At 51.3% G+C, this 19,566-nt stretch carries 16 protein-coding genes; 6 read left to right on the forward strand and 10 right to left on the reverse strand.

The genetic code is table 11. The features are described from left to right. Positions 1-40: 40 nt before the first annotated feature. The 8 genes from JKP77_RS04435 to JKP77_RS04470 form a co-directional block, all read right to left on the reverse strand. Positions 41-781: a PepSY domain-containing protein gene (locus tag JKP77_RS04435; RefSeq protein WP_218309992.1), complete on the reverse strand. Its 741-nt coding sequence runs from the start codon at positions 779-781 to the stop codon at positions 41-43. Next, the gene (locus JKP77_RS04440; RefSeq protein WP_218309993.1) at positions 778-1,485 is read right to left on the reverse strand and encodes a PepSY domain-containing protein; all 708 of its coding nucleotides are present in this window, start codon (positions 1,483-1,485) and stop codon (positions 778-780) included. The genes JKP77_RS04435 and JKP77_RS04440 overlap by 4 nt, the downstream gene beginning before the upstream one ends. Further along, on the reverse strand, positions 1,482-4,616 hold the full coding sequence (locus tag JKP77_RS04445; RefSeq protein ID WP_218309994.1) for an efflux RND transporter permease subunit: 3,135 nt from the start codon (positions 4,614-4,616) through the stop codon (positions 1,482-1,484). Before JKP77_RS04445 ends, JKP77_RS04440 begins: the two co-directional genes overlap by 4 nt. After that, positions 4,613-6,367, reverse strand: coding sequence for an efflux RND transporter periplasmic adaptor subunit (locus JKP77_RS04450; RefSeq protein ID WP_218309995.1), 1,755 nt, complete (start codon positions 6,365-6,367; stop codon positions 4,613-4,615). Before JKP77_RS04450 ends, JKP77_RS04445 begins: the two co-directional genes overlap by 4 nt. Further along, the gene (locus tag JKP77_RS04455; RefSeq protein WP_218309996.1) at positions 6,364-7,680 is read right to left on the reverse strand and encodes a TolC family protein; all 1,317 of its coding nucleotides are present in this window, start codon (positions 7,678-7,680) and stop codon (positions 6,364-6,366) included. The genes JKP77_RS04450 and JKP77_RS04455 overlap by 4 nt, the downstream gene beginning before the upstream one ends. After that, positions 7,680-8,162, reverse strand: coding sequence for a DUF411 domain-containing protein (locus tag JKP77_RS04460; RefSeq protein ID WP_218309997.1), 483 nt, complete (start codon positions 8,160-8,162; stop codon positions 7,680-7,682). Before JKP77_RS04460 ends, JKP77_RS04455 begins: the two co-directional genes overlap by 1 nt. 80 nt (positions 8,163-8,242) lie before the next feature. Continuing rightward, positions 8,243-8,605: a hypothetical protein gene (locus JKP77_RS04465; protein WP_218309998.1), complete on the reverse strand. Its 363-nt coding sequence runs from the start codon at positions 8,603-8,605 to the stop codon at positions 8,243-8,245. Between the two features lie 112 nt (positions 8,606-8,717). After that, positions 8,718-9,932, reverse strand: a complete 1,215-nt coding sequence (locus JKP77_RS04470) for a dipeptidase (RefSeq protein WP_218309999.1) — start codon at positions 9,930-9,932, stop codon at positions 8,718-8,720. Between the two features lie 515 nt (positions 9,933-10,447). Here JKP77_RS04470 and JKP77_RS04475 point away from each other — a divergent pair. The 3 genes from JKP77_RS04475 to JKP77_RS04485 all read left to right on the forward strand — a co-directional run bounded on the left by JKP77_RS04475 (position 10,448) and on the right by JKP77_RS04485 (position 13,947). After that, on the forward strand, positions 10,448-11,209 hold the full coding sequence (locus JKP77_RS04475; protein WP_218310000.1) for a SapC family protein: 762 nt from the start codon (positions 10,448-10,450) through the stop codon (positions 11,207-11,209). Between the two features lie 345 nt (positions 11,210-11,554). Beyond that, positions 11,555-12,982: an ATP-binding cassette domain-containing protein gene (locus tag JKP77_RS04480; protein WP_218310001.1), complete on the forward strand. Its 1,428-nt coding sequence runs from the start codon at positions 11,555-11,557 to the stop codon at positions 12,980-12,982. A gap of 173 nt (positions 12,983-13,155) precedes the next feature. Continuing rightward, on the forward strand, positions 13,156-13,947 hold the full coding sequence (locus JKP77_RS04485; RefSeq protein ID WP_218310002.1) for a putative porin: 792 nt from the start codon (positions 13,156-13,158) through the stop codon (positions 13,945-13,947). 269 nt (positions 13,948-14,216) lie between these two features. Here JKP77_RS04485 and JKP77_RS04490 read toward each other — a convergent pair whose 3' ends face one another. Then, positions 14,217-15,638 (reverse strand): MBL fold metallo-hydrolase RNA specificity domain-containing protein, encoded by a 1,422-nt coding sequence (locus tag JKP77_RS04490; protein WP_218310003.1) that lies wholly within the window; start codon positions 15,636-15,638, stop codon positions 14,217-14,219. Positions 15,639-15,678: 40 nt separating this feature from the next. Further along, positions 15,679-17,337, reverse strand: a complete 1,659-nt coding sequence (locus JKP77_RS04495; protein WP_218310004.1) for a Na/Pi cotransporter family protein — start codon at positions 17,335-17,337, stop codon at positions 15,679-15,681. A 495-nt stretch (positions 17,338-17,832) separates the two neighbouring features. Here JKP77_RS04495 and mraZ point away from each other — a divergent pair, with 495 nt between their 5' ends. From mraZ to ftsL, 3 genes are read left to right on the forward strand one after another with little or no spacing between them, the layout of a single operon-like run. Next, positions 17,833-18,291, forward strand: a complete 459-nt coding sequence (gene mraZ, locus JKP77_RS04500) for a division/cell wall cluster transcriptional repressor MraZ (RefSeq protein WP_218310005.1) — start codon at positions 17,833-17,835, stop codon at positions 18,289-18,291. Next, positions 18,288-19,226 carry a 16S rRNA (cytosine(1402)-N(4))-methyltransferase RsmH gene (rsmH, locus tag JKP77_RS04505; protein WP_218310006.1) on the forward strand — a complete coding sequence of 313 codons (939 nt, stop codon included), beginning with the start codon at positions 18,288-18,290 and terminating at the stop codon, positions 19,224-19,226. Before mraZ ends, rsmH begins: the two co-directional genes overlap by 4 nt. Beyond that, positions 19,223-19,561 carry a cell division protein FtsL gene (ftsL, locus tag JKP77_RS04510; RefSeq protein WP_218310007.1) on the forward strand — a complete coding sequence of 113 codons (339 nt, stop codon included), beginning with the start codon at positions 19,223-19,225 and terminating at the stop codon, positions 19,559-19,561. Before rsmH ends, ftsL begins: the two co-directional genes overlap by 4 nt. The last annotated feature ends 5 nt before the right edge of the window (positions 19,562-19,566 follow it).

Consider the following 19,566-nt stretch of genomic DNA (forward strand, 5'->3'; position numbering starts at 1 on the left):
CGCGAATACTGGTTATTTGCGGCTGCGTTGTCTTAAACGGTTACAGGCTCGCTTGGGCTGGGCTCGGTTTGCGAGGATACCTGCGGCTGAATCTGGCTTTTTGGATCCTGAACAGCCACCAAATCCCCGTTAGCGTTAACAATAATGCCATCAACCCAAACAGTTGCGAAAACAGATTATTGAAGCTGCCTTCATTCGCATAATCCATAAAGTGTAGTTTGAACATGAGATTTCGCAAGCGGCGTGGATCATCCACATGCGCAATTATCTGTGCCGTGTCTGCACGCAAATATATGGTAGTGGCAAGCGCATCGTCCATTGTCACGGCCCAGGCTGCATTGCGGTAGCCGGGGATTTCCGCTACCGGGCTCTCTGTTAATCTCACTGAAAGCACGTTGCCCGGACCAGAATAAGAGCGTTGTGCCTGCGCTTTTATCATCGACTCGTCCAGTTGCACCGGCGTGCCGGTAAACGCGTTAAATACAGCCGTATCTCTTGGCTGAGAAGCGTGCGCGGAAGTATGACGTTCAACCAGATAAAAGGGCATATCCTGTAAATAAAAAAGGCGTACGGCTTTGGCGTTTTTTACCGGTAGCGACGCGATGTCTGCAAGCCGCGCCGGGGGCTCTTGATGCCCGGGCTCGATAGGTTGGCGATAGGTATTTCCTGCGGCTTTACTATGATCAGCGAGCGCGAAGTACAGCCCGGTCCCTAACCAGATAACAAGCTGAGTGGCGACAACAAGTGACAGCCATTTGTGCCAGCGGCGAAAATTCATCATCCCTTTATCCATTTTTTTACCGGGCGTTTGACATGAAATATTGTGAGGTGTGCGCCCATCAGGGCAGCGCATAATCCCGAGAAGGCGAAAATTAGCAGAAACAGGTTGCCGACGTCAGCGCCGTCATCCCAGTCCATAATGTGCAAACGCCACATCCAGTCAAAGGCCCTCCAGAACACATGCCTTGCTGTCACTATCTCACCCGTTAGTGCGCTCACGTACAGCGTCGGTGACGTCCAGCCTTCAAACGTCACTTGCCAGTATGGCAGGTGGCGGGAACTGACTTCTTCGGGACCATTGGCAATAAAAAGTGTTACCTCTACAACCGACACTTTCGCCTTCATCGATGCCAGCGCAACGGCCTCGGCCTGCGATTGCGAAAGTTGAGGTATCGCCTCGCCACTGGTGGCATTTACCATGGTCCAGGTGTTGTCGTCAGTCTGTCTGAAACGGTAAACGGGGAGGCCAGCGTGCATACTCAGCGAGACATCACTGGCCTTAGGGTATTCAGATAGCAACGCAGTGACAGAGACCTTCACTTGTTGCCAGTCGATATCAGGTTTTTGCTGCGTGGTCAGAGTCTCGCCATGGATAAAATGGATGTCGGTGATCACCATGTACAGGCCACTGGCCGTCCATAATAAAAACTGCAGACCGGTAAAAAGCATTATCCGGCGGTGCCAGCGTCGTGAAAACGCAATCATGAATTTGTCTCTCCTGACAAACGTCGAACTCTGACGAGGTAATAGGCGGCTGGTAGCACCAATAAGGTCAGCACCACAGCACTGGCCATGCCGCCTACCATCGGCGTAGCTATTCTGCTCATGACTTCAGCCCCGGTGCCATCTGCAAACAATATAGGTAGCAACCCAATAATGATAGTGGCTGATGTCATCATAACGGGACGAACGCGTAATCCCGCTCCGTCCAGTACCGCCTGTCGAAGCTGTTTCTCTGTGGGTGCAGTTCCACTTTCCCTCGCTTGCGCTAGCAGCGTCTCAAAGGATTGATTCAGGTAAACCAGCATGATTACACCAATTTCTACTGCTACTCCCGCAAGTGCAATAAAGCCCACACCTACCGCGACCGAGAAGTTGTAGGAGAGAGCGACCATCAACCAGATACCGCCAAGCAGTGCCAGTGGAAGCGAAGTCATAATCAACAGCACCTCGGTAACCCGGCGGAAATTCAGGTACAGCAACACTACAATAATGGCCAACGTCAGCGGTACCACATAAGTCAGCTTCGCTTTTGCGCGCTCCATGTATTCGTATTGCCCTGACCAGGTCAGAGAATAGCCGGGGGGGAGTGCTATTTTTTCCGCCACGCGCGCGCGGGCCTGCTGCACATAGGTGCCAACATCTACCTTCTCAATATCAACGAACACCCAGCCATTCACCCGCGCGTTCTCGCTCTTTATGCCCGGCGGGCCGTCTTCGATATAGACGTTGGCAACGTCACCAAGCGCAATGCGCGCGCCCTGAGGCGTCACCACGGGCAGTCGGCGTAACGACTCAGGAGAGTCACGATATTCCTGCGGATAACGCAGATTCACCGGATAGCGCTCCAACCCCTCTACAGTTTGCGTAACGTTCATTCCACCGATAGCGGTGGCAACGACCTGCTGTATATCGGCTACATTCAGCCCATAGCGGGCCGCTTTACGTCGCTGAATATCAACGCGCAGGTAGCGGCCACCGGCAACGCGTTCGGAATACACAGACGCTGTGCCTTCCACTTCTCCGATGACCGCTTCCAGTTCCTTACCGATTTGCTGAATGACGCTTAGCTCCGGACCGGCCACCTTTATGCCGACAGGCGTTTTGATACCGGTGGCAAGCATATCGATGCGGGTTTTAATCGGCATCACCCAGGCGTTGGTCAGTCCGGGAAACTTCACCAGTGCATCCAGTTCGGCTTTGAGTTTGTCAGTGGTCATCCCTTCACGCCATTCATCGCGGGGCTTGAGCTGAATAAAGGTTTCGATCATGGTCAGCGGAGCCGGGTCGGTTGCGGTTTCTGCGCGGCCGACTTTACCAAAAACGGTTTTCACTTCCGGTACCGTGCTAATGAGTTTATCGGTCTGTTGCAACAACTCCCGGGCCTTACCGATTGACAGTCCCGGATAGGTGGTAGGCATGTACATCAAATCGCCCTCGTCCAGCGGTGGCATAAACTCACTGCCTATTTTTGTGATGGGGGTGAACCCCACTACGGTAACAACGACGGCCAGCAACAATGTGATTTTGGGCCAGTGTAAGACCACTTTGAGAACCGGTAAGTAGAGTGCCTTTAGCAGTCGGTTTACCGGGTTTTTCTCCTCAGCAACAATTTTGCCCCGAATAAAATAGCCCATCAGTACCGGCACCAGTGTGATTGCCAATGCTGCCGCTGCTGCCATGGCGTAGGTTTTGGTAAAGGCCAAAGGCAGAAACATACGGCCTTCCTGCGCTTCAAGGGTAAATACCGGCAAAAACGAAACGGTGATGATTAATAAAGAGAAAAACAACGCCGGACCGACTTCACTGGCTGAACGGATTACGATTTCCCAGCGATTTTCTTTCGTCAGCGGCGTTTTCTCTATGTGTTTATGCATGTTTTCAATCATGACAATCGCACCGTCGACCATTGCGCCGATAGCAATCGCAATGCCACCCAGTGACATGATGTTGGCATTAATGCCCTGAAGATGCATGATGATAAAGGCGGTCAGGATGCCAATGGGTAAACATATGATGGCTACCAGCGAAGAGCGCACGTGGAATAAGAACGCAATACACACCAGCGCGACCACAATGAACTCTTCCAGTAGTTTCTGCCAGAGGTTGTCAACCGCATTGCCGATCAAGCCGGAGCGGTCATACACTGTCACGACTTCGACGCCCTCCGGCAGGCTGGCTTTGAGCTCTTCGAGACGGGCTTTAACGCCATCAATGGTTTTTTGGGCGTTCTCGCCAAAACGCATGACCACAATGCCGCCTACGGTTTCGCCTTCACCGTTTAATTCAGCAATGCCTCGTCGCATTTGTGGTCCAAGCGTAACCCTGGCAATATCGCCTATAGTCAGTGGGGTGCCTTGCGCATTCATGCCCAGCGGGATTTGGCGGATATCGTCTTTGCTTTTTATATATCCGGAGGCGGTCACCATATATTCGGCTTCTGCCATTTCTATAACAGAGGCGCCGGTTTCCTGATTGCCACGGCGAAGCGCGGTTTGCACCTGTGTCAGAGGGATAGCGTACGCGCGCAGTTTATCCGGTGATACCTGCACCTGATATTGCTTAACCATGCCGCCTACGGGGGCCACTTCAGAGACGCCTTCCACTGACTGTAATTCGTATTTTAAGAACCAGTCCTGAATGCTGCGAAGTTCACTGATATCGTGCTGGCCGGTGCGATCAATCAGCGCATACAAGTAAACCCAGCCCACCCCGGTGGCGTCCGGGCCAAGTTGCGGTTTTGCCGTTTCAGGAAGCATTGGCGCGACCTGACTTAAGTATTCCAGAACCCGGCTACGTGCCCAGTACAGGTCAGTATCTTCATCGAAAATGACATACACAAAGGAATCGCCAAAAAAGCTGAACCCGCGCACGGTTTTTGCGCCTGGCACCGAAAGCATCGCGGTGGTCAGCGGGTAGGTGACCTGGTCCTGCACTACCTGTGGCGCTTGTCCGGGGTAACTGGTTTTTACAATTACCTGCACATCAGACAAGTCGGGGATAGCATCCACCGGTGTTTCTTTAAGTGAGTAGATACCCGCTCCGACCAGAATCAAAGTGGCAAGAACCACAAAAAAGCGGTTGTGCACCGACCAGCGGATGATCGCGGCAATCATGGCTGTCCTCCCTGATGTGCACGGTGCGTGTCGTGATTTTCCGCGCTACCGGCGTTATCTGATTGATGCGTTAGTTCTGTGATCACGAAGTCCTCGCCCACTTCGAAGGTAAAGCGAACGCTGTCACCTGTCGCATAGGCCGACATATCAATATGGTCTGCGACGGTAAAGTCCATCGTGGCGGGTGGTCGGTTCCACTTCTCAATCGCCTCACGATGGATCGTCATCACACGCTGGCCGGCATCAATGGCTTCAATTTCGCCATTAACGGTGGCTTGCGAGGCAGTGTTATCGTCTTTGGTGCTCATGATGTGGATACCGCTTATGCGGTAGTTACCGTCCTCAGCCTTGGTTATTTCCATATGCAGTGACACCGCATTGGCCAGAGCCTCAATATCCACATTGTCATCCACGGTAAAATCCATTGTCATGGCAGGCCAGTCCCACTCAGGGACGGGCGCGTGACTGATGGTAGCCATGCGATGCGCCGCTATGACGCGTTGAACTTCACCCTCAACCCATACCGATGGCGGCTGGCTGCTGTCTGACATGCGCAGAAAGTCTGACGTTTTGCTGGACTCCGAATCAATGAGGAACTGCGCAGAGATCACCACAATGTCGTCTTTCATCAGGCCGTCGAGGATCTGAATCTGCTCGCCATTGGCGCGGCCGGTGGTGACTTCGACAGATTTAAATTTGCCATCCCCTTTCGCCAGTACGACCCGTTCCTGACTGCCTGTGCTTATCACGGCCGAACGCGGGACCAGCAGGGTGCTTTCACCCTGTTGGGCGTGAATGGTCAGTTGGGCGAACATATTGGGTTTCAGCGCATCGTTATCATTGTCGAAGGCGAGCCTCACGCGTAACGTCCGGGTCGTCGGGTTCAATGACGGATAAACGTAGTCCACCTGACCTTCCCAGACTTTTCCGGGCAGGTAGTCAAGTGTCATCGTCACGGTCTGGCCTGCCTCAATAAGTGCGGTGTCACTTTCAAAGACCTCAGCCTCAACCCATACTGAGTCCAGTTTACCAATGCTCATTACCGTGGTGCCCGGCTTGACATAAAAGCCTTCCCGCACCTGCAGCGCATCAACCACGCCGGATTGAGGGGCATAAAAGGTTACGGTTTGTTCAACGGTACGGGTTTTGGTGAGCCTGTCGATGAACTGTGACGAGAGCTGGAGTGCAGCTAATCTGTCCCTGGCTGCCCGAATTAAGGTGCTGTCAGCACGCTTCAGGGCTATCAGGTATTCTTCCTGTGCATTCACCAGTTGCGGTGAGTAAAGGGTATAGAGGGGGGTATTTTTCTCAACGGGATCTCCCTGCGCTTTTACAAACAGGGAATCAATCCAGCCTTCCACCCGCGGATGAATATGCACCAGGTTGTCTTCGTTATACTGCACGTAGCCGACGGTGTTAATTCGTGTGTCCAGCACGCCTGAAGTGACGGCTGCCGTCTTGACGCCGAGGTTGTTGACCACCGTGGGTGAGACAGAGACGGTGCCCGGGCTGTCCTCACTACGACTGTCATCGGCGTAGACTGGTACCAGATCCATGCCCATTGGTGACTTACCGGGCCCATCGCGACGGTAACTGTCGTCCATGGGGGCAACCCAATAAAGTGGTTTCTCCTCTTTGCTTTCACCTGAGTAGTCTGTGGCGATTTTCGTGCTTTGGTAATAGGATACCGACACGCCTCCTATGACAATGCCGACCACGGCTGTGGCGATAATAGTCAACGACGTTTTCATTGCGTTACTCCTTGCGCCGTGGTGCCTGAGGCATTCTGTTCAGTGGCGGCGTAATAGGATAAGCGGGCGTACTCCCGGTAAATATCTCCCTCAATGGCCAGTGCCGCGAGGTGTGCGTTTAGCTGTGCAATACGAGCCCGCACCACCTCGGCAAAATCACCATCGTCATTGGTATAAGAGGTAAGGGCGGCGTCGGCCTGTTCAGCGGTTTGAGAGAGTAACCTGTTCTGGTACAACTGCTTGCGTTCAGCCAGACGGATAAGCGTGTTGTTGGCAGTGCGCACTCTCGCAAGCATGTTTCGCAGTGCCAGACGCTGTTCGGTAACGACAGATTGTGCCTCTGCCACCGATGCGCTCACTTCACTGTCCTGCTTTACGCTACTGAAAAGCGGCAGCTGTACACTAACGCCGACGCTGAAAAAGTCAGTCCGATCCATCCCCTGAGGACTGTCATCCCGCAGCGCATAGCTGGCATTCACGCCCCACATCGGTTTATGAGCCTGCCTGGCCAGGGTAACGCCTTTATCAGCGATGGCCTGGCGTACCTCAATCTGACGCAGTCTCGGATGCTGACGTAAAGTCGCAATGCGCGCTTCCTCTGTCATTGCCAATAGTCTGGCCGCGCCGGGGAACAGCGCTTGTGTTGAAGATGGCTCCGGAAATGTGGTCTGTGTCGAAATAGTAATCCATTCAGAAAGCCTTGCCAGTGCGGCGTCGCGTTGTTGCCGGGCTACGGTCAGGCGGTCTGCCAGTTGCACCAGTTCTAACTGGGCGCGGATCACATCCTGTTGCCGGGTTTTGCCAAGCGCTGAGCGGTAGCCAGCTTCGGCGACATCAACCATTTGCTCAAACAGCGACGTGTCTTTCTCAATCAGCGCCAGCGTTTCTGTGGCTTGCCAGGCATCAAACCACAGCACCGCAACTGTGCTTCTGACCTCTGCGCGGCGTGCCTCACGCATTAACGGGTAGGCGTTGGCCTGCAATTGTAATTGTGACTGTCGTATAGCACGCGTGTCGCCGCGGGGAAAAGACTGACTGATACCGGCTTTAAGCTGCGTCATGTTCTCTTGTGCAAACGAAAAACTGTCGGTGGGTAAGTTAACCACACCCAAGGACAGCATGGGGTCGGGCAGGGCCGTTACCCCCTCACTGCGAGCCTCGACAGCCCGCTGTTGTAACTGGTTTCCGTCGTGCCAGGGATCTGACGTCACTGCCTGAGCAATGGCGTCCTGCAGAGGCAGCGATTGGGCAGCCTGAAGCGGAGAATTTATCACTGACATAGCTGAGAGTAGAATGAGTATGTACCTTGTCATCAGAACTGGTCCTCATAGCTTGCGATGTGGGCGAATACGCTGGCGGTGCCGTCGGTATGAAGAAGCATGATGTTATAGGGGGTAAAGCGATCGCCCATCTCCATACCCGGGCTACCCGCTGGCATACCGGGTACGGAGAGGCCAATGGCGTTTTCAGGCGCAGAGGCCAGAAACGCATCGATATAGCGCGCTGGTACATGGCCTTCAAACACATAACCCTCTGAAGAAAATGCGGTATGGCACGAGCGATAGGCAGGAGCGATACCGGCATCCCGCTTTAACACATCAAGGTAGGGCAGGTCCTGACTGGCGACAGAGACACCGGATTGCGTTAAATGCGAGATCCATTTTTTACAGCATCCACAGGAGGCCGTTTTAAAAACATCAAGGTGTACTGATGCCTTTGTTTGCAGCGAAGAAGAGGCAAATGTCATTGGGGCAAAAAAACTGGCAAAGATGCCAAGCATGGCGATAAATTTCATGGAAAAATCCCGGCTAAATCAAATACTCAACCCACCTTTTCAGGAGGAACAACACAGATTTTGGGCGCAATTACCCTGTGTTATGCGTAAATGGGTGGCCGGAAAAGGCTTGAAGACATTGTGACCGGACTGGGGATCTGCATAGCAAAACGTGGCGCGTCACGCAGCAGATGCAAAGAGGTCGGAGGCTGTGTAAGCAGGCTGGGCGTGCTGTGACACAAATCCTGCGGACACTGACACTCGGTTTCACAACAATCCATATCGCCATTGCCTTTGTTTGACGACATAGCGTGATGGGCGTCAGCCATTGTATCGGAGGCCATGGACGCGGCCATTCCGTGCTGTTCACAATGCTCAGTGATTGACGCGGTTGCCTGTTGGGCAAGCATCATTGTCATGATAAGCATAGTAATCAGTAAGCGGGAAATAGCGACTTCCTCCAAATTGTTCGCTGTGGATTATATCGGCTTTGATGACGTAGGCAAGTATCACAGCGATGCCCATGGGGCGCGCCGTGATACCTGCCAACGGTAAAATGCTATTTTCAGCGCGTAATCAGGCCTGTTTAGCTGCGAACGCTTCTACCTGTGACCATACCCGCAGGAAATTTTCGCTCAGGATTTTTTTAACGTCCTTTTCGCTGTAGCCACGGTCTAAGAGTCCCTGTACAAGATTCGGGAAGTCAGAGACGTCTTTAAGTCCTTCCGGGAGCGAATCGCCAACTCCATCATAGTCAGAGCCAATGCCAACATGGTCGATACCGATAAGCTGAACGACATGGTCAATATGGTCCAGTACCTCACTTAACGAGGAGTACGGGTAAGGGTTTTTCTTACGGTACTCGGCTTCAAAGTTCACCAGGTTCGGGCTGTTTTCGCCCTCAGCCTGGACGATGTCATTACGCGCCTGGGCCATCCCTGCACGCCAGCGTCGTGCTTCTTTGGTGACAAAGCCGGAGCCGAAGTTAATCATGATCACGCCGCCATTCTCTCCCAGCTTCTGGATCATGTCGTCATTCATATTCCGCTCGAACCCCGGCGTGAACTTACGCAACGACGAATGTGATGCAATTACCGGAGTCTTGGTTAATTCGATAACCTGATAAAACGCCGCATCAGATACGTGAGAGATATCGATTAGCATGCCGATGTTGTTCATGGCGGCAACCAGTTCTTTGCCGAAAGGACTCAGTCCATTCCATTGCCGACGAAGATCGTAAGAAGAATCACTGATGTGATTTGATTGTGAGTGGGCCAGCGTGATGTAGCGGATGCCGCGATCGTAAAATGCCTGCAGGTTTGCCATATCGCCCTGGATCGGTGAGCCGTTTTCCATACCCATCGGGAGCGAGATCAGGCCTTGGTCAAATTGCGATTTCACATCGCTGACGCTTTTGGCTATGGCGAACTTGTCCGGTGCACGAGAAACAATGGCTTCAACCGAATCGATAAGAATATGCGCCAGTTGCGTGGATTCTGGTGAGTTATCCAGGCTGGCAGGCACATAAATAGACATAAAGGGTGCATTGAGTCCGCCTTCGACCGCGCGTGGATAGTCAAAGTCACCATCCTCAGTGGCTTTGGTTACATCCACCCACTTTTCGTTCACGCGATAGGGAACGTCAATATGACCATCTACAATAATCGTCTCTTTCGCCAGCTTACGGGCCTTGTCAGAGACGGCAATATCGCTGGTCTGAGCCGCTGCTGTCAGCCCCCAGAACGAGCTGCTTACCAGTACCGCTGCTAATGTTTTTCCTGCATGTTTCATAGGTTTTGTGTCTTCCTCACTCTCTTTTACTGTCATTCCAGCTTAATTTTAATTAATTGGTGCCAGAGCGTTATCGCTGCGAATCTGGCTGAATAGTTTCACGATCCACGCAATCCCGTAGCCTACGAGAAAATTGCGCATCTCACAATGTCGTAAATCGGTTCAGAACGCTGCCTGGCGCGTTTGTGCAAAACGGTGAAGCAATTCGAATGACCTGGAGATTGAGGTTATTACGTTTTAGGCGTGTTATCGGGTTGTAATAAAAACTTAAACCTTGATAAGGTGTCACAGACGTGACTTGTCACGGGAAATGCGGGATACTGCCCGCCGCTGTCATCGCCCCTAAAGCGATGAAGTACGTGTTAATCTCCGTGGTACCTTTTTCCTCAACACCCTGGTGATTCTCAAATATCTGTATGGGAATACGGATTTGCTGAATTCAATGTAAGGGAATGCGCTGTCATGTTAGACATCACCGGACAGGCACCACCAACAACGAACAATGAGTAAGAATTATGGCGATCAACTACATACCGCTTGATAAAGAAAAACATAAAGACATGAAAGTGGCGGTGAACAATACGTTCAAGTATGCCAAAAACACCCACCTGGCAGCCGCGTCAATTAAAGAATTCGCACAACTGTCCAGCACAATGCCAATTGTTTTCATTAAGGATCCTAACGCTGATCGCTACCACGTTGTAGCCATGCTGGGTATGGAACAAAATCAAAACCTGTTTCTGAACGGCGAGCGTTGGGAAGGCCCTCATGTGCCTATGAACATTTTGCGTTATCCGTTTGATGTACGTCCTGATGGCGAGAAACTGGGCGTATTCATCGACGAAAATTCGGAAATGATTTCAGAAGACGGGCAGCCGCTTTTCACCGAAGCCGGTGAAGCATCAGACTTTTTGAAAAACCGTCAGCAGTTTTTGTCTGACCTGGCAAACAGCGAAATGATGACGCAGCGGTTCGTAAAACAAATCGTTGAACTGGATCTGTTAGAAGAAGTTCAGATCCGCCTGACTTATGAAAATGGTCAGCAGCGCAACGTCACAGGTATGCTGAGCATTAACGAGAAGAAGCTGCTTGAGTTGCCAGATGAAAAAGTGCTGGAACTTCACAAGTCTGGCTTTTTAGGTGCAATTTATGCCGTGATGATGTCACTGGGTCAGCTTAACCGTCTGGTTGAACTGTCAAATAGCACCGAAAATCCAATCCGTAACATGCAGTTAAGCGTGGTGAAGGCAGACGGTACTGAGCAGCCTGCTCAGTAAATACAAACTACTGACAAAGCACATGACGGCAGTTGATGTTTGTCATAGTTCTGGTCAGTCGTTTTTTATAAAGCAAAATGCCGGCGGTTGCCGGCATTTTTGTTTCTGAAGTCGGGAACATTTACTGCGATATAGCCCAACACTACGCGCTACCGGCGTGGTTACTTTCACTCGTTCCTCGTTCGTGGAGTTTACGACAGCCGGTGAATTCAATGCGCCCATTGCTGCAATGCGATAGCATTGTTTGTCAGACAGTAATGCCAGTTCGCAATAATGTGTGCTCACTCAGTGTGTGAATTTTCTGTTTTGGACAAGCCAATTTTGTGAAAAAAGAGGAATGCCGCTTTGAAACTTGAATCCTGTCGCGTGAGCCTGTCACCTCAGCATGCGACAACACCCCTGACCTTTGCGCTTGAAGCGGGGCAACATGCTATGGTTGTCGGCCCCAATGGAGCTGGAAAGTCCGTGCTGCTTAGCGTGCTCGCCGGAGAGGGGAAGGTTCAGGCCGGTAATCGCTCAATTTCGTCACGTACCGCTGTGGTCAGTACGTCGGTACAGCAGCAAATGATTGCAGCAGAAAAGCGCAAAGATGATGCTGATATTCTTGATGTTGTCCCTGTGCCCACACGTGTCAGTGACATACTTGGTCACGTGCGTGACGAACACGTGAAGACGCTGTGTCATAAACTGGGGATAACGCCGTTGTTAGCGCAGCCGTTTCTATCGTTATCGACGGGAGAAACCAGAAAACTCTTGTTTATACTGGCTTTGAATTCAGACCCACAGGTCCTGATCCTGGATAATCCGTGGGAAGGTCTCGATGATGCCAGCAGGACTATTATGCTGCGGGTTATTGAGAGCATTCATCAGCACGTGCAAATTATCATCGCCGTAAACCGACTGCAGGATATGCCGGATATACCCGCCGTGCTGACGCTAATGGAAAATGGTGAGGTGGTGTCTCAGTCGCCAGCGCCTCAGTTTTATGCTGACAATATGGCGACCTGTAAAACCTGGTTTCACCTTCAGCGTGATGACATTACGCTGCCTGATACTACCCATGCATGTCAGGCAAACGGGTTGTCGCCAGATGTGCCATTAGTCGTTGTAAATGATGGTCTGGTCCGGTTTGGAGAAACGGTGGTTTTCAGTGGTCTCAACTGGCAGGTTGATCCAGGTCAGCACTGGCAAGTCGTGGGGCCGAATGGTTCAGGGAAAACCTGTTTGTTAACCCTGATCACCGGGGATAACCCAAACTGCTATACCAACGATTTAACCGTATTTGGGATTCGTCGGGGCAGCGGGGAAAGTATCTGGGATATCAAGCAGCATATAGGCCTGTTATCGAACGCGTTTCATCTGTCTTATCGCGTCAACTGTTCGGTGATGGATGTTCTGCTGTCAGGCTTTTTCGACAGCATCGGGTTATACGAGCGTCCGGGGCGGGAGCAGCAAGCCGTAGCCTCAGCCTGGCTGGATACTTTGCATATGCAAGCGCGGAAGGAGGCACCGTTTCAGTCTTTATCTTTCGGTGACCAGCGTCTGGTACTGGTTGCCCGGGCCATGATAAAACATCCGCCACTACTAATTCTTGATGAGCCCTGTAACGGGCTGGATCCTTTAAACCGTCTTGCAGTACTGGCGCTTATCGAGCAACTGGCCCGTGATGGCCGCACCACGGTATTGTATGTTAATCATCATAAGGAAGATGCCATACCAAGCATCCGGCGCACTCTCTCAATGGCTGATTATTCAGCTGATATGGAGAAATGATGGTGGATTTTTGCACAATAACTACCATTTCATAAACCGTTAGTTTCTGTTCAGTTTTCATTAAGTTAGCTGACGTTACCTTATCGCCATTGGTAACCTGAGCTGTTGAGTTATTCCATTCAACGACACAGGGAATAAGGCCGCACTCTGCGGCAGTAATAAGGAAATGAAAAATGAAATTAACTGCGCTATCCGCCTTCACGCTGGCATCTCTTTTCGCGACTTCGGCTTTTGCTGCACAAAACGAGGTCAGTGCCGGTTTTAGTGATATCAAAGACGTTGATGATAATTTTGTCGGTATCAATTATAAGCGTTATCTTTCCGACGTCAGCAACGACGGCGGTGTCTATCTGAATAACCCTTATCTGCAACGTGTATCCAGCGTAAACGCCAGTTATTTTACGGTAGGCGATATTGACGCTTACAGCGTGGGCGGCACCTGGTATGTCGATGACCAATGGATGGTAATGGCTGACGTTGGCTATACCGATTACAACAGTCCCTTTGGTGACTTCGATGGTAAAACCGCCGATCTCAGAGTGGGTTACAATCTTGACGCTAACTGGCAGGTCGGTGTGGCTATGCTTTATCAGCGTAGTGAAGCGGAATACCAGTATCGCGATAGCGAAGAGCGATTTGACGACTACTCTGACGACTGGACGCCAAGCGTTTTCGCTCGCTATACCGATATTCAGAATGGCAAAGGTTGGGATTTTAGCACGCAGTATAGCTTTAATGATTTCGATTATGCTGAAGTGGCAGGGCGCTATTTCTTCAACCCGGGATTGAGCGCCGGACTAACCTACTCTTATGCCGAAGGGCCTTATGACGACAGCAATGTGGTAGAGCTGGATGTTGATTACTGGGTGAATAAGCACTTCTCTGTACGCTTCGGCCTGGGCACAGAAGTATCAGGCGACAGCGGGCTTGAATCAGCCACGTTACTGGCAACCTATCGCTTCTGATGACCAGCTATTACGGCTTGCAGCACAACCCGGAAGGCTGGCCTTGCAAACCTGATAGCAGAACAGAAAACAGAGAGTACCCATAGGGGCTACAGGAAAGTGGCGACGATAGCATTGTTCGCCGCTTACCTGATGCCCTTTTTTATTGCCTCCCTGATACTCTTTCAGATGCCCTTTTTATTCTTGCTAGCCTGTCACCAACACGGATGCCCTACTCATTGCCAGCCAGTCACCAGGCCAGACCCAACCCGTGGCAAACCGGCGTGAAATCAGATGTCGATGGTTTGGCCTTCCTCCGGAATTTTTGCCTGAACTCCTTTTTCTGATAGTGCTTTTTGAAGCACTTGTTTCGCTGTATCTTCACCGTGCACAAGAAAAAGTTGCGGTGAAGGCGAAGTGAAATGTAAAAACCAGTCAATTAACTGAGACTGACTGGCATGGGCAGAAAACCCGCCCATGGTGTGAATTTGTGCGTTTACGGCTATCGACTCGCCCGCCATGCGAATGCGCTTTGCGCCATCGACCAGTTTTCGTCCTGGTGTCCCGACCGCCTGATACCCGACAAATATCACGTGGCTTTGACGACGCCAGAGATTGTGCTTGAGGTGATGTCGAATGCGCCCGCCGTTACACATTCCGCTGCCGGCAATGATGATGGCGCCGCGATCAATTCTGTTCAGTGCTACAGATTCTTCGGTACTTACCGCGTATCGCAGCGGCGGCAAAAAGGTGTGCAGACTTTTTTGCGTGTATTTCGCATCCGATGAACCATAGTTTTCAATTCTGGCTTTATCCTCGCGGTTGTATACGTCCTGATAACGATGATAAATCTCTGTAACTGCTATCGCCATTGGGCTGTCCAGGCAAATCAGCTGCTGCGGTAGTTTGCCTTTCTGATACAGCTCGCCCAGTCGAAAAATGATCTCCTGCGTCCTGCCGACCGCAAATGACGGGATGAGAATATTGCCGCCGTCCGCAGAGGCTTTGGTAATTACCTCTTCAAATTCATCTAATGTTGCCTGCATAGAGCGATGTTCACGATCCCCATAGGTGGATTCCATCAACACCACGTTAGCGTTCCTGATATATGCCGGGTCGCGCAACAGCGCCGCCTGAGCATTACCCAGATCGCCGGAGAAGACCAGTTTTCTGGACGGTGTCGTATCGCTTAATATCAGCTCCACAATTGATGAGCCAAGAATGTGACCGGCTTCGTGGAGTATCAGTGTGATGTCTGAGGTAACTTGGGCGGTGCAGTTGTAGTCTATTCCCTGACACAGCTGCAGCGTTTGCTCTACATCTTCAAGGGTGTATAGCGGGTCAATGGGATCTTTACCGGCGCGTTGGCGCCGCTTGTTTTCCCATTCGGCATCGCGCATCTGCAGGGATGCAGCGTCTTTTAGCATGATATCAATAAGATCGCAGGTGGCAGAGGTCATGTAAATAGGACCACGGTACCCTTTGCTTATCAGAAGGGGGAGGCGACCTGAATGATCAAGGTGAGCATGAGAGAGCACGACAGCGTCAATGTCCCCGATGGCAAAAGGAAAATCCTGTGTGTTCTGCGCTTCCACCTTTCTACCGCCCTGAAACAAACCACAATCCAGCAGTACGGTTGACGAGCGGGTTTTCAGTAAGTGCATTGAGCCTGTGACACCCTCTACGGCGCCATAAAATGTCAAAGTAGCCATGCTCGTGTCCTCGTTGTTTGTAAATGATTTCGTTGCAACATCACGCAGCGCCGGTAGTCGCGTCTTGTAGCGCCCCTTCGGGTGTCAGTACGGCTGTGAGTGAGCTGATCCGCTGCGTGGCTTTTTGCCAGGTGTTGGCAATGTGCCAGGCATCCTGCATACATTCGATAGCGGCAGACATATTTTCAATCTCAATACGATGCTGGGTAGCGGCCATAATTAACGCGGCCTTCAGCGATTCTCTGGTCTGATCCAGCTGTTCCATAGTCAACATGGGCTCATGCCCTTCTAATGGCGCGTCGCCCATACTCATACTCATCATTTGATGGAGTTGCTGAAGGTAGCTGCCCAGTCTGGTTTCAAGCGCTTCGTCCTGCAGTGCACCATGAAACGCCCATGCGCTGGACAGCATCTCGATTCTTGCCGTGCAGTCTGCCAGATAATGTTCAACCCGTAATAAAGTGGCGAGTTGCTCGGTGGTTTCATCAGATAGCTCAGCGGTTTCCAGAGTGACAATAAAGCGCGATATCTGAGAGCTTAAGGATTTGATTACCGTGCTTTGCGCACGAAACTGACGGGTATTCTGGATGGAGTCGTAAGTGGCAAGCTGAAACAGCGCGAGCACCCGTACCTGCAGCGCCTGTAATTCTTTGACCAGCGCAAATAGCGCAAGTGCCGGCGTTCTGGCGACCGTATGATCGATATATTTAGGATGAGACTCTTTCTCTTCCCAGGTGCGAAAGCGCGTCTCCAGCCAGTTTGCCAGGCGGGTAGTATGTGGAAATATAAGCAACAGGCCCATGATGTTGAACAAAGTGTGAAACAGCGCCAGAGAGATGGCAGGGGACGTGCTTATGCCCATAGCCTGACTGAACAGCTCGACCACATAGAACAAAACCGGCAGGATGATGAGCGCTATAACGGCGGTACCAAGATTGAACAACACCTGCGCCAGCGCAGCGCGTTTTGCCGGGGAGGTGGCATTGAACGCGGCGAAAATAGCGGTTGATGTGGTGCCGATATTCGCGCCGACTACCATCGCGCCAGCAGCATATAAACCCACTACACCGCTGGATGCGGCAGTAATAGTAATGGCAATAGTCGCACTGGAGGACTGGGTTAAAATAGTCATGATAATCCCTATCACCATATACCCTATTATTCCCAGCACGCCGGTGGCAGTCATCTGTTCCAGGGCAAATGTCTGGGTTACCCCGTCAAACGCGGTTTTGAGAACGTCTAGTCCCATAAAAAACAGGCCAAATCCCACCAAAACCTGTCCGGCAGATGCGAGCCGGCCCTGAGACTGAATCAGTCGGACGATCATACCGATACCAATCAATGGTAGCGCCAGTTTCTGAATACTGAACTCAAACCCTACCAGGGCAACCAGCCAACCCGTCATAGTGGTGCCTACGTTAGCCCCGAAGATTACGCCAAGTACCTGACGCATGTTCATCAGTCCGGCGTTAACGAACCCAAGTGAAGCGACGGTCACCGCACTGGATGACTGCACAATAGCGGTCATGAGAAACCCTGCTGCCACGCCCCTGCCTGGTGTTTTAGTCCAGGTAGCAAGCAGCGTACGAAGACCGGGGCCCACGGCTGCTTTAAGGCCATCAGTCATCATGCCTATCGCGAGGATGAAGATCCCCAGCCCACCCAATGCTGCAGCGATCGTTGCCAGTACCTCTGTCATTGTGTTGTCACTTGTATTTTCGTCATCAACATTAATAGATAGCACAGGGCAGTGGTACTTGCTTTGCGCGAAGTCAATGCAAGCGGCAATATGCTGATGTGCAGCAATATGGGCTGTGAAAAAAGCGAGTGAAGAGAGGAAAAGGTTGCCCAACGTCGTTTTGTCTATCAATAGTTCGGCTTTGGTGAGTATTCACTCATCCTGAAGCACTCACAGCGCCTGAGTCGTTAAATTTAATGTTGGATTTTTCGCCAGGATCCATGTTTTTTCTGCTGTATTTCAGCGACTTCGATGAAACACTGTATGGATGAACAGTCTAAACCCAGTATTTACGCGGGCTTGACGGGGGATTTTTGCTTGACAGTGGGGATCATTGATACCTAAACTGTCAATCAGTGGGTAAAAGTGGCAAATTGTGGATCGAGCTATCAACGTTTTGCAGATCAGTGCTCAAAAAACAAGAAAATCAAAAGCAAATAATAAAAGGCTAGGGGAATGTTCCGCGGCGCTAATGCAATCAATCTGGATACAAAAGGGAGGCTGGCCATACCAACGAAGTATCGCCAATCCCTGCTGGATGATTGTACCGGACAACTGGTCTGCACTGTCGACACACAACAAAGTTGTTTGCTGCTTTACCCACTTCCCGAATGGGAAGAAATCGAGCTTAAACTAAGCAAATTCTCCAGTATGGTACCAGCAGAGCGTCGTATGCAACGTTTACTGCTGGGTTATGCTACCGAAGGCGAAATGGATAAAAGCGGCAGGATACTGATCCCAACGCCATTACGCCAGCACGCCAAACTCTCTAAAGAAGTCATGTTAGTCGGCCAGTTGAACAAGTTTGAAATCTGGGACGCGCAAGTCTGGGCAGATCAAATCGAATCTGATATGGAAACCGAGCGCAGCGGCGACTTTGAACTTACTGAACGTCTGCAGGACTTCTCACTATGACGCAGCCTGAATTTAAGCACGTTTCGGTATTACTGCACGAATGTGTCGAAGCGCTGGCTATCCAGCCAGACGGCATCTATGTGGATGCTACCTTCGGTCGCGGTGGTCACTCAGCTGCTATTCTCGACGCGCTGGGCCCAAACGGCAAACTGATTGCTTTTGATCGCGACCCGCAGGCGATTGAGTCAGCAAAACGTTTTGCTGATGACGCACGCTTTTCCATTATTCATGAGCCTTTTGGCAATATGGCTGACGCACTGGCTGAGCGTGGCCTAAAAGGCAAAATCAACGGCGTGCTGATGGATTTGGGTGTGTCATCGCCGCAATTAGACGATGCCGAGCGTGGCTTCAGCTTTATGAAAGATGGCCCGCTGGATATGCGTATGGATACCACCCGGGGGATGAGTGCAGCAGACTGGCTGGCGACTGCGGAAGAGCAGGACATTACTCAGGTGATAAAAGAATTTGGTGAGGAAAAATTCGGTAAGCGTATTGCGCACGCCATTGTTAATCGTCGAAAAATAACCCCCATTACGCGCACTAAAGAACTGGCTGATCTGATAGATGAAGCCGTGCCGGTAAAAGACAAGTTTAAGCATCCTGCTACACGGGCATTCCAGGGTATTCGTATTTACGTGAACGCAGAGCTTGACCAACTCCGGGTTGGCTTAAAAGCCGCCGTCGACATACTGGCAAAAGAGGGCCGACTGGCTGTGATCTCCTTCCATTCGCTGGAAGACAGACTGGTAAAACGGTTTATGAAAGAGCAAAGCCGGGGCAAAGCAGTACCGCACAACCTGCCCATTACGCAGGCCGAAATTGATGCGGATAAAGTGTTGCGCACCTTGGGTAAAGCGATAAAACCGACAGAGGAGGAAATCGCGCAGAATGTGCGTTCCCGCAGTTCGGTTCTGAGGGTGGCGGAAAAACTATGACGTCGCCAAAACGCCGCCAGAAGCGGGATACAAATTTTAATTTACTGCTCATTCTGGTCTCAGATCTGACCCGCAATAAACTGCGGGTTTTGTTGTATTTAATGGTGATGGGAAGTGCTATGGCCGTGATCTTAAGCACCCACCATAATCGCCAGCAGGTCATCGCACTGGAAGATCTGATGGAAGAGAAAGATCAACTGGATGTTGAATGGCGGAATCTGGTTCTGGAACAGCGTGCACTGACTGAGCATAACCGCATCGAGGCGCTGGTACAGAAACAGCTGAACATGCATCGCCCGACGGCCGAGCAGGAAGTGGTGGTGAAACTGAAATGACAACC

The sequence above is a fragment of the Alteromonas antoniana genome (assembly GCF_019249295.1).
Classification (GTDB): domain Bacteria; phylum Pseudomonadota; class Gammaproteobacteria; order Enterobacterales; family Alteromonadaceae; genus Alteromonas; species Alteromonas antoniana.